Genomic DNA, 10663 nt, shown 5'->3' with positions numbered 1-10663 from the left:
CCGCCGACTCGCCTATGAACGGTGCGTGTTCGGTCCGCGCGCGAATCGTTGGTCGAACCGGTGGTCCGGATCACCGTGACCTCATAACATCGATCACCGCACGGCCCTTTGTGCACCGACGCACAATCTCCCGGCCCTGGAGGCTCCTTTGCACCGTCGCACAGCGCTCTCCGTATCCGCCGCCCTGCTGGTGGCGGCGCCCCTGCTGTCCGCCTGCTCGGGCGAACCGCGCCCCGGCACCGCGGCCGTCGTGGGCGGCGAACGGATCACCACCTCCGCGCTCCAGGCCCAGGTGAACGACGTCCGAGCGGCGCAGAACCGTTCCGGACAGGCCGCGGCCGAACTCATCGCGAGCACCCCCCACCTGGAACGGCAGAAGCTCGACGCCCTCCTCCAGAGCCGGATCATCGACAAGATGGCCGACACCGCGGGGCTCACCGCCACCCAGAAGGACATCGAGGACGAACGCAAGGCGTACGTCGACGAGAACGGCGGCAACGAGCAGTTCGAGGCACTGCTCCTGCAGAAGGGGGCCATGGCTCCCGGCCAGGTCGACCGCTTCCTCCGCGACCGGGTGCTCCTCACCGCGCTCACCGCCAAGTACGGAGCCGGGAAGCTGGAGGCGCCGGCCCGCGCCGCCGTCGAGGCCCTGCACATCGAGGTGAACCCGCGCTACGGCGCCTGGGACGCCAAGGAGATCAAGCTCGGCACCGGGGAGACGCCCTGGATCACCCAGCGGACGCGCCCCGAGGCGGCTCCCGCCGGAGCCTGACGCCCCGGGGTCCCCCCGGGCCGGGGGCCGGCGCGGCGGAGGTAGGTTCGGAGGGTGACCGACCACTCCGAACCCATCGCCACGCCCGACGCCGACGAGCCCACGGGCCGCATCGTCCTGCTGACCACCAGCCACCGGGTCGCCCCCGGTGTGCTGTCCTGGCCGGCGTGGCAGATCCTGCACGCCGCGGACCGGGTGCTGTGCGCCGACCCCGGCCACCCGCAGCTGCCGTACCTGCGGGAGGCGGGCATCGAGGTCGCGTTCGAGAGCCCGGACGCGCACGCGCTGGTCGAGGCCTGTGCGGGCGGCCGTACGGTCGTCGTGCTTCCGGGCGGCGAGGGCGACCGGCGGCTCACCGACGGGCTGGCCCGGCTGGCCGGCTCGGGCCGGGTCTCCATGCCCGACCTGGAACTCCTGCCGGGCTCGTACGACCTGCCGGGCGCCCGCCTGCTCGACCTGGTCCAGGTGATGGACCGGGTCCGGCGCGAGTGCCCGTGGACCTCCCGGCAGACCCACCGGGGCCTGGCCAAGTACGCGATCGAGGAGGCGTACGAGCTGGTCGAGGCCATCGAGGACGGGGACCGCGAGGGGCTGCGCGAGGAGCTCGGCGACGTACTGCTCCAGGTGGTCTTCCACGCCCGGATCGCCGAGGAGCACGAGGATCCGGACGAGGCCTTCTCCATCGACGACGTGGCCGGGGCGCTCGTCACGAAGCTGATCCACCGGCACCCGCACGTCTTCGGCGACGCGGAGGCCGAGACCCCGGAGGACGTCAGCGCGCACTGGCAGCGCACCAAGGCGGTGGAGAAGCGGCGCGAGTCGGTCACCGACGGGATCCCGGTGGGCCAGCCCGGTCTGGCGCTCGCGGCCAAGCTCGCCGGCCGGGCCCGTACGGGCGGCGTCGCCGTGGAACTGCCCCGCGGCGAGGGCATCGGGTACGAACTGCTGGAGCTCGCGGCGCGCGCCGAGGCGGCGGGGATCGACCCCGAGACCGCACTGCGCGCGGCGGCCCGCGCCTACCGGGACGCGATCCGGGCGGCCGAGGGCCTCGCGGAGCCGGGCGAGTAGCGACCCGCGGACACGACCTGGTGCTGTGACCCGGTGGACCTTTCCGGTCACAGCACTAGTACTCCCTGGGCGCGCGGGCCGAGGGGTCGAGCCAGTGGGGCGCCGGGCGGTTCAGGAACCACTCGCCGAAGCCCAGGGGGCGCTCCCCGTACCCGTGGCCGTGGGCCGGTACCGCGTCGTGGAAGAGGCGGCCGGGGCGGGCGCCCAGCTCCTGGAGCAGGTGGGCGGTCTCGTCGACGAACTGCGGCGGACCGCTCAGGTAGACGTCCTGGTCCGGCCACAGGCCCCGGTGGCCGAGCGCGGTCGCGAGCCGGTCGGTGGCCTGGTTGCGGTGCCGCCCGGGGGCGGGCGTGATGTAGGTGACGGCGAGCCAGCCGCAGCGGGCGGCGTACGCGTCGATGAGCGGGCGGTCGTAGAGGTGCGCGCCGTCCCGCGCCACCACGAAGAGCCGTACGTCCTGATCGGGAGGCCGCTCCGCGAGATCCTCCAGCAGGGCCCGGATCGGCGCCCAGCCGGTGCCGGCGGCGATCAGGCTGACCGGGCGGTCCTCGCGGCGGAAGGTCAGCTGCCCGCCGGCGGCGCCGAGCCGCAGCATGTCGCCCGGCCGGGTCTCGCGGACCAGGGTGGTGCTCAGCCGGCCCCGGTCGACCCGGCTGACGTGCAGGTCGAGGGTGCCGTCGGGGCGGGGGGCGTTGCCGATGGAGTAGGTGCGCCAGGTCGTCGGGAGGCGTTCGCTGCTCACGCTCGTGTACTGGCCGGGGAGATAGGGGAAGGGGGCGTGCGGCCGGAGCGTCAGGACGCCTATGTCCGCTCCGTACTGGAGGTGGCGTACGACCTCCGCGTCCCACCACGGCGGGTCCACGCTCGCGTCGGCGCCGGCCGTCATCGCGTCGGCCATCACCTGGTAGGCCTCGGCCCAGGCCTTCTCGACGGACGGGGTCCAGGCCGCGCCGGAGGTTTCCGCGAGTGCGGCGAGCAGGCTGGCGCCGACGGCCGCGTAGTGCTCGGGGCGGACCAGGAACTTGCGGTGGTCGCGTCCCAGGTCGCGCAGGTAGGGGCCGAGGGTCTCGTCGTCGAGACGGGCGATCACGTGGGTGAGCGCGGCGAAGAGCCGGTCCCGCTGGCGTTCCATGTCGTGGAGGGAGTCCGGGAAGAGGGCGCGGACTCCGGGGTTGTGCCAGAAGAGGTGGGAGTAGAAGAACTTGACGGCGTGCTCGGCTCGTCGCTCCACCACCGCGAAACTGCTCTTCAAGATCCTGACATCCACAAAACCGAAAGTAGGAATGCCGGAGAAGTTCAGGTCAAGGGATGGCCGATCTACGGACAGCCGCGACGAATCACCTATATCGGATGAGGGTTCGGCGCCGGGATACGGTCATCAGGTGCACGAGCAGACCTCCGGAACCCCCGCCGAGACCCCCGCGGACACTCCCGCCGACGCCCCTTCCGCCGAGGGCCCCACCCTCTTCGACTGGGAGTTCGCGACCGACCCCTACCCGGCCTACGCCTGGTTGCGCGAGCACTCCCCGGTGCACCGCACCAAGCTGCCCAGCGGGGTCGAGGCCTGGCTCGTCACCCGGTACGCAGACGCCCGCCAGGCCCTGGCCGACCAGCGGCTCAGCAAGAATCCGGCGCACCACGCGGAGCCCGCGCACGCCAAGGGCAAGACCGGGATCCCGGGGGAGCGCAAGGCCGAGCTGATGACGCACCTGCTCAACATCGACCCGCCGGACCACACCCGGCTGCGGCGGCTGGTGTCGAAGGCGTTCACCCCGCGCAGGGTCGCCGAGTTCGCCCCGCGGGTGCAGGCGCTCACCGACCACCTGATCGACGCCTTCGCGGGGAAAGGTGAGGCTGATCTCATTCACGAGTTCGCCTTCCCGCTCCCCATCTACGCCATCTGCGAGATGCTCGGGGTCCCGCGCGAGGACCAGGACGACTTCCGTGACTGGGCGGGCATGATGATCCGCCACGGCGGCGGTCCGCGCGGCGGAGTGGCCCGGTCGGTCAAGCAGATGCGGACCTACCTCGGTGAACTCATTCACCGCAAAAGGGATGATCTGGGTGATGACCTGATCTCCGACCTGATCCGCGCGAGCGACCACGGGGACCATCTGACGGAGAGCGAGGCCACCGCCATGGCCTTCATCCTGCTTTTCGCCGGTTTCGAGACCACCGTGAACCTCATCGGCAACGGGGTCCACTCCCTCTTCATGAACCCCGAGCAGCGCGAGCGCCTCCAGCGCTCCCTCGCCGCCGGGGAGAGCGGACTGCTGGCCACCGGGGTCGAGGAACTGCTGCGGTACGACGGCCCGGTGGAACTGGCCACCTGGCGGTTCGCCACCGAGCCGCTGACCCTCGGCGGCATGCGGATCGAGGTGGGCGACCCGGTCCTGGTCGTCCTCGCGGCCGCCGACCGGGATCCGGAGCGCTTCGCGGAGCCGGACACGCTCGACCTCTCCCGGACCGACAACCAGCACCTCGGATACGGTCACGGCATCCACTACTGCCTCGGCGCTCCGCTCGCCCGGCTCGAAGGACAGACCGCGCTCGCGACTTTGCTGACGCGTCTGCCCGATCTGGAACTGGCCGTTCCGCCCCAAGACCTGCGCTGGCGCGGTGGGTTGATCATGCGAGGGCTTCGTACTCTTCCCGTTCGATTCGCGGCTCAAAACACTTGAGCGAAATCTGATTAAAAGTCAGATCCGACTTGAACTTGTGACAATCGTTCGATGGCCGCTAGGTTCTGCCGTTACCTAGCTGTTATGCGAAAGGTGATCCTTCATGCTCTCCGGGAACGGCCGTCACAGACGCCCCCGCCAGGTCCCCGCGCTGGTCGTCACAGCCGGTGTCACTGGCTCTGCGTTGGCCATGCCACTGCTGGCCGCCACCAGCGCCACCGCCGCCGACACGTCCACGTGGGACAGGGTTGCCGAGTGCGAGAGCGGTGGCTCCTGGAGCGCCAACTCCGGCAGCGGCGCCTACGGCGGACTCCAGTTCACCCAGGAGGAGTGGCAGAGCGCCGGCGGGCTCGACTTCGCCGAGCGCCCCGATCTGGCGAGCCGTTCCCAGCAGATCGCGGTGGCCGAGCGGGTGCTGGGCTCGACGGGACCGCAGGCGTGGCCGCTGTGCGCGGCCTCGGCCGGCCTGGTCAAGGAGAGCCCCGCCGCACAGGTGGACCCCGGTCTGCCCGGCGGCAAGGGCCCGCTGGCTCCCGCGCCGTCCCGTCCGGACGACGCCGTTCCGTCGGCCGGCGGCGGCAAGCCGTCCACGGACTACGGGTCCCCGACCCCGGCCCCGGCTCCGAGCCCGTCCGGCACCCCGTTCCTGATTCCCGACGCCCCGTCCATCGGACTGCCCGTCATGCCCGCGCCGGACATCCCGACGACGCCCCCGGTCGACCCGACGGCTCCGGTCCTGCCGGGCGACCCGACCGGTACGCCGACCCCCGTCGACCCGACGGCGCCGACGCAGCCGGTGGACCCGACCGCGCCGCCCACCACCGCGCCCGTCACGCCGGGGCTGCCCCCGGTCGACCCGACGGCCCCCGCGACCTCGGAGGTCCCGCAGACCACCGGGGCCACTCCGGTCGAGGGCAACGGCAAGCACCGTGGTGCGCCGGAGGCCGGTCCGTCGGCTCTGCCTGACGTCTCGTCGAACCCCGTCTACACGGTCCAGGCGGGCGACAGCCTGGCGACCATCGCGGTTGCCAAGGGCGTAAAGGGGGGCTGGAACGGTCTCTACCAGGCCAATGAGCAAGTGATCGGCGAGGACGCCGACCTCATCAAGCCTGGCCAGAACCTGGATCTAACCACGCAATAAGGACAGTTCAGTTACCCGGAAAGAGTTGAATGTCGGATTTCTGTAAGTGAGACATGTGTCTCTTCCGGTCAACTGGCGTGTCTCACCCAGGGCATTGCGCAAACCCCTCCCTCACCTGCGCAAACACCCCTGTGAGGGGCGCAAGTAGGGGCCGTTTCTCCCCGATGTTGCTCGTTGAACATCGGGGAGAGACCTGTCTACCTTCTGAATCGCTCGCCACCGCGAGCTCCTTCGACCGCATCGCCGAATCCTGCCGGCGGACGGAGGGAACAGTCGTCGCGTCAAGCGCCGAAGGCAGGAGCGGGGGAACCAAGGTAGGTGCCGGGAGCGGCCGTTGAGAGACGGTCACGCCACCGGCTTGGGGTTAAGACGTGCGCTAGGTCGCACGGCCGGGCAACTCACTCGCCCGAACCCGACAGCTCACCTCGTAGGCGTCGGTGAGGAGAAACTCCATGCTGCTTTCCGGCAAGGGCAAGCACCGTCGCGGTACTGCAATCGAGCGGTCTGTCCGGATCGTCACGCTCGCCGGTGTCGCCGGTGTGGCCGTGGCCGCGCCCCTGATGGCCGCGGGCACCGCCAGCGCCGCGACCTCGTCCGAGTGGGACAAGGTCGCGCAGTGCGAGTCCGGTGGCAACTGGGCCATCAACACGGGCAACGGCTACTACGGCGGCCTGCAGTTCTCGCCCTCCACGTGGTCCGGCTTCGGCGGCAAGTCCTACGCCCCGCAGGCCAACCAGGCCACCAAGGCGCAGCAGATAGCCGTCGCGGAGAAGGTCCTCAAGAGCCAGGGCAAGGGTGCCTGGCCGTCTTGCGGCAAGGGTCTGTCGAACTCCTCCTACAGCGGTGGCGGCGCCGAGACCCCGGCCTCCAAGCCGCAGTCGAAGCCGAAGGCCGAGACGAAGAAGACCGAGACCAAGAAGACCGAGACCAAGGTCGCGCCGAAGCAGGAGACCAAGCGTCCCGAGGCTCCGACCACCCGCTCCGAGCGTGCCGAGGCCCCGGTCGCGCCGAAGACCGGCAACGGCTCGTACGAGGTCAAGTCGGGCGACACCCTGGGCACCATCGCCGAGGCCAACGGTGTCAAGGGCGGCTGGCAGAAGCTGTTCGAGCTGAACAAGGACATCGTCTCGGACGCCGACCTGATCTTCCCGGGTCAGAAGCTGAAGCTCAGCTGAACACTGCGGCAAAGCCGCAGGAACATGTACACGGCGTCAGCTGACCCCGTGCAGGATGTCCACCGCCCGGCGCGTGCCCCACGCGCCGGGCGGTGTTGCGTCCGACCCCCGAAAGCCGATGATCAAGCGACCCTATGTCCCGGAAGAGGGGTATTCGGTCCCTTTTTCGTCCCAGGGTCCGGGCGGTCGGGCGGCCCAGTGCCCGGAGCCGGTTAGGCTCTAGGCGGCAAGGCCATCCCACGGCCTGACATGCCACCGCACACTCAGCGTCACATCCCAGAAGGAGATGCTCGTGCCGTCCATCGACGTCGTCGTAGCCCGGGAAATCCTGGACTCCCGAGGCAACCCCACGGTCGAGGTCGAGGTGGGCCTCGACGATGGCAGCACCGGCCGTGCTGCAGTTCCGTCCGGCGCCTCCACCGGCGCATTCGAGGCCATCGAGCTGCGTGACGGTGACCCCGACCGTTACTTCGGCAAGGGTGTCGAGAAGGCCGTCCTCGCCGTCATCGAGCAGATCGGCCCGGAGCTCGTCGGCTACGACGCCACCGAGCAGCGTCTGATCGACCAGGCCATGTTCGACCTGGACGCCACCGACAACAAGGGCTCGCTCGGCGCCAACGCCATCCTCGGCGTGTCCCTGGCCGTGGCGCACGCCGCGTCCGAGGCCTCGGACCTTCCGCTCTTCCGCTACCTCGGCGGTCCGAACGCGCACCTGCTGCCCGTTCCGATGATGAACATCCTCAACGGTGGGTCGCACGCCGACTCCAACGTGGACATCCAGGAGTTCATGATCGCCCCCATCGGCGCGGAGTCCTTCTCCGAGGCGCTGCGTTGGGGTGCCGAGGTCTACCACACCCTCAAGAAGGTCCTGCACACCAAGGGCCTCTCCACCGGCCTGGGTGACGAGGGCGGCTTCGCCCCGAACCTGGAGTCGAACCGCGCCGCGCTCGACCTCATCATCGAGGCCATCAAGCAGGCCGGCTACACCCCGGGCACGGACATCGCGCTCGCGCTCGACGTCGCCGCGTCCGAGTTCTACAAGGACGGCCAGTACGAGTTCGAGGGCAAGTCCCGCTCGGCCGCCGAGATGACCGACTACTACGCCGAGCTCGTCGAGGCGTACCCGCTCGTCTCCATCGAGGACCCGCTGTTCGAGGACGACTGGGACGGCTGGAAGACCATCACCGACCGCCTCGGCGCCAAGGTCCAGATCGTCGGTGACGACCTGTTCGTCACCAACCCGGAGCGTCTGGCCCGCGGTATCGAGGAGGGCTCCGCGAACGCCCTGCTCGTGAAGGTGAACCAGATCGGTTCGCTGACCGAGACCCTGGACGCCGTCGAGATGGCCCAGCGCAACGGCTTCAAGTGCATGATGTCCCACCGTTCCGGTGAGACCGAGGACGTCACCATCGCCGACCTCGCCGTCGCCGTGAACTGCGGTCAGATCAAGACCGGCGCCCCGGCCCGCTCGGACCGTGTCGCCAAGTACAACCAGCTGCTGCGCATCGAGGAGATCCTCGACGACGCCGCGGTGTACGCGGGCCGCTCCGCCTTCCCGCGCTTCAAGGGCTAATCACCCCCCTGAGGGGCTGGCCTCCGTACGTCCCCGCACTCGGTCCCGTACCGTGTGCGGGGACGTATTGCGTAGTGCGTACCTAGGGGAGGCGGACCAATGGCCGGGAACCGGGATCGGTTCTCCACCTTCTCCACCGCGACCAGGCTCAAGCAGCTCGGCGAGCGGACCGCCGCCCACGTCTACCGGTCGCAGTCGCGGCGTCAGGTCCGCCGCAGCCGGCTCACCGGCCGCGCCGCGCTCCTGGTGCTCGTCCTCTGTACGCTGGTCGTCGCCCTCGCGTACCCGATGCGCCAGTACGTCTCCCAGCGCTCGGAGATCGCGAAGCAGCAACGGGCCGCCGCGGCCGCGCGGGACCGCCTGGAGCGGCTCCGCGACGAGAAGGCCCGCTGGCAGGACGACGCCTACGCGGAGCAGCAGGCGCGCAAGCACCTGCACTTCCTGCGCCCGGGGGAGATCGGCTACATCATGAGCGACCCCGGGGCCCAGCCCCCGCAGCCGCACCGGACCGGCCAAGCCGGCTCCGACCGCCCCTGGTACTCCAACGTCTGGGACGGCGTCGACAAGGCCGACCGCCCCGGCGAGTGATCCGTACCGCCGTACCGCAGCACCCATCCACGAGAACGAAGAGACTTCCTCCAGGCATGCAGACGCCCCCGCCCCAGACCGACCGGACCGAGCCGACCGACGCGGACATCGAGGCGTTCGAGCAGCAGCTCGGCCGCCCGCCGCGCGGGCTGCGCGCCATCGCGCACCGCTGCCCCTGCGGGCAGCCGGACGTGGTGGAGACCGCCCCGCGGCTCCCCGACGGCACCCCCTTCCCGACGCTGTACTACCTGACGTGCCCGCGCGCGGCCTCCGCGATCGGCACGCTGGAGGCGAACGGCGTGATGAAGGAGATGCAGGCCCGGCTCGCCGAGGACAAGGAACTGGCCGCCGCCTACCAGGCCGCCCACGAGGACTACATCGAGCGGCGCGACGCCATCGAGGTGCTCCAGGGCTTCCCGAGCGCCGGCGGCATGCCGGACCGGGTGAAGTGCCTGCACGTGCTGGTCGGCCACTCCCTGGCCGCCGGCCCCGGGGTGAACCCGTTCGGCGACGAAGCCCTCGCCATGCTGCCGGAGTGGTGGGCCAAGGGCGCCTGCGTCGTCCCGTGCGGGGAGAAGAAGACGGACGAGAAGAAGACGGACGAGAAGGAGTCGGGCGCGTGACCCGGGTCGCCGCCGTCGACTGCGGTACGAACTCCATCCGGCTGCTCGTGGCGGACTGCGACCCGGCCACCGGCGAGCTGATCGAGCTCGACCGCCGGATGACGATCGTCCGGCTGGGCCAGGGTGTGGACCGGACCGGCCGGCTGGCCCCGGAGGCGCTGGAGCGCACCTTCGCCGCCTGCCGCGAGTACGCGGGAGTGATCAAGGAGTTCGGCGCGGAGCGGCTGCGCTTCGTGGCGACCTCCGCCTCCCGGGACGCCGAGAACCGGGCGGACTTCGTCCGGGGGGTCCTGGACATCCTGGGCGTCGAGCCCGAGGTGATCTCCGGTGACCAGGAGGCGGAGTTCTCCTTCACCGGCGCCACCAAGGAGCTCACGGCGCACGAGCACCTGGAGCGCCCCTTCCTGGTGGTGGACATCGGCGGCGGCTCGACCGAGTTCGTGGTCGGCGAGGAGCACGTACGGGCCGCCCGGTCCGTGGACATCGGCTGCGTCCGGATGACCGAGCGGCACCTGGTGGTGGACGGTGTCGTCACCGACCCGCCGACCGCGGAACAGGTCGCCGCGATCCGGGCCGACATCGAGGCGGCGCTGGACCTGGCCGCCGAGAGCGTCCCGCTGGCCGAGGCGCGCACGCTGGTGGGCCTGGCCGGCTCGGTGACCACGGTCGCCGGGATCGCGCTGGAGCTGCCGGAGTACGAATCGTCCGCGATCCACCACTCCCGGATCTCCTACGACCAGGTGCGCGCGATCAGCGAGCGCATGTTGAAGGAGACGCACGCCGAGCGGGCGGCGATCCCCGTGATGCACGCGGGCCGGGTGGACGTGATCGGCGCGGGCGCCCTGGTGCTTTTGGCGATCATGGAACGTATCGGCGCTTCCGAGGTTGTCGTGTCGGAGCACGACATCCTCGATGGAATCGCTTGGTCGATCGCCTGAACGACCTTCGAAGCAGGTTGTGAGGGGCTGTTGCGGGGCCGCTGGACCCGTGATCCACATTAAGTTCGTGAAGTTCTTCACAAGGAAAAAGGGTCTGTGAGGTC

Annotated in this window: 10 protein-coding genes and 1 riboswitch; of the genes, 9 read left to right on the top strand and 1 reads right to left on the bottom strand. The window is 70.4% G+C overall.

Translation table 11 applies throughout. The features are described 5' to 3' along the window. Positions 1 to 148: 148 nt before the first annotated feature. Together AB8A24_RS11155 and AB8A24_RS11150 are read left to right on the top strand one after the other, a co-directional pair. Positions 149 to 772 carry a SurA N-terminal domain-containing protein gene (locus AB8A24_RS11155; protein WP_030724649.1) on the top strand — a complete coding sequence of 208 codons (624 nt, stop codon included), beginning with the start codon at positions 149 to 151 and terminating at the stop codon, positions 770 to 772. Between the two features lie 54 nt (positions 773 to 826). Further along, positions 827 to 1840: a nucleoside triphosphate pyrophosphohydrolase gene (locus tag AB8A24_RS11150; protein ID WP_369475432.1), complete on the top strand. Its 1014-nt coding sequence runs from the start codon at positions 827 to 829 to the stop codon at positions 1838 to 1840. A 55-nt stretch (positions 1841 to 1895) separates the two neighbouring features. Here the strand turns inward: AB8A24_RS11150 and AB8A24_RS11145 are convergent, their stop codons facing one another. Beyond that, entirely contained in the window at positions 1896 to 3092 is a 1197-nt protein-coding gene (locus AB8A24_RS11145) for a globin domain-containing protein (RefSeq protein ID WP_328963093.1), read from the bottom strand. Between the two features lie 31 nt (positions 3093 to 3123). On the opposite strand from AB8A24_RS11145, the gene AB8A24_RS11140 reads away from it, so the two are divergent. From AB8A24_RS11140 to AB8A24_RS11110, 7 genes are all read left to right on the top strand, one after another. Then, on the top strand, positions 3124 to 4521 hold the full coding sequence (locus AB8A24_RS11140; RefSeq protein ID WP_369475431.1) for a cytochrome P450: 1398 nt from the start codon (positions 3124 to 3126) through the stop codon (positions 4519 to 4521). A 190-nt stretch (positions 4522 to 4711) separates the two neighbouring features. Continuing rightward, positions 4712 to 5662: a transglycosylase family protein gene (locus AB8A24_RS11135; protein WP_328963095.1), complete on the top strand. Its 951-nt coding sequence runs from the start codon at positions 4712 to 4714 to the stop codon at positions 5660 to 5662. A gap of 276 nt (positions 5663 to 5938) precedes the next feature. After that, positions 5939 to 6111, top strand: a riboswitch (cyclic di-AMP (ydaO/yuaA leader). A 3-nt stretch (positions 6112 to 6114) separates the two neighbouring features. Then, positions 6115 to 6837: a transglycosylase family protein gene (locus tag AB8A24_RS11130; RefSeq protein ID WP_266392168.1), complete on the top strand. Its 723-nt coding sequence runs from the start codon at positions 6115 to 6117 to the stop codon at positions 6835 to 6837. 292 nt (positions 6838 to 7129) lie between these two features. Then, positions 7130 to 8410: a phosphopyruvate hydratase gene (gene eno / locus AB8A24_RS11125; RefSeq protein ID WP_030763520.1), complete on the top strand. Its 1281-nt coding sequence runs from the start codon at positions 7130 to 7132 to the stop codon at positions 8408 to 8410. A gap of 99 nt (positions 8411 to 8509) precedes the next feature. Beyond that, positions 8510 to 8998, top strand: a complete 489-nt coding sequence (locus AB8A24_RS11120) for a septum formation initiator family protein (RefSeq protein ID WP_030763523.1) — start codon at positions 8510 to 8512, stop codon at positions 8996 to 8998. 56 nt (positions 8999 to 9054) lie between these two features. Beyond that, positions 9055 to 9621, top strand: a complete 567-nt coding sequence (locus AB8A24_RS11115; protein ID WP_266392163.1) for a DUF501 domain-containing protein — start codon at positions 9055 to 9057, stop codon at positions 9619 to 9621. Further along, positions 9618 to 10559 (top strand): Ppx/GppA phosphatase family protein, encoded by a 942-nt coding sequence (locus AB8A24_RS11110; protein ID WP_328963097.1) that lies wholly within the window; start codon positions 9618 to 9620, stop codon positions 10557 to 10559. The genes AB8A24_RS11115 and AB8A24_RS11110 overlap by 4 nt, the downstream gene beginning before the upstream one ends. Positions 10560 to 10663: the final 104 nt, after the last annotated feature.

This window comes from Streptomyces sp. BF23-19 (genome assembly GCF_041106355.1).
Taxonomy (GTDB): domain Bacteria; phylum Actinomycetota; class Actinomycetes; order Streptomycetales; family Streptomycetaceae; genus Streptomyces; species Streptomyces virginiae_A.
Note: the sequence above shows the minus strand (reverse complement) of the source record. Positions and strands in the feature narration are given on the sequence as shown.

Excerpts from the sequence above, each read along its gene's own strand:
- AB8A24_RS11115 (WP_266392163.1), top strand. The coding sequence starts at position 9,055 with ATGCAGACGCCCCCGCCCCAGACCGACCGGACCGAGCCGACCGACGCG.
- AB8A24_RS11140 (WP_369475431.1), top strand. The coding sequence starts at position 3,124 with ATGCCGGAGAAGTTCAGGTCAAGGGATGGCCGATCTACGGACAGCCGC.
- AB8A24_RS11135 (WP_328963095.1), top strand. The coding sequence starts at position 4,712 with ATGCCACTGCTGGCCGCCACCAGCGCCACCGCCGCCGACACGTCCACG.
- AB8A24_RS11120 (WP_030763523.1), top strand. The coding sequence starts at position 8,510 with ATGGCCGGGAACCGGGATCGGTTCTCCACCTTCTCCACCGCGACCAGG.
- AB8A24_RS11130 (WP_266392168.1), top strand. The coding sequence starts at position 6,115 with ATGCTGCTTTCCGGCAAGGGCAAGCACCGTCGCGGTACTGCAATCGAG.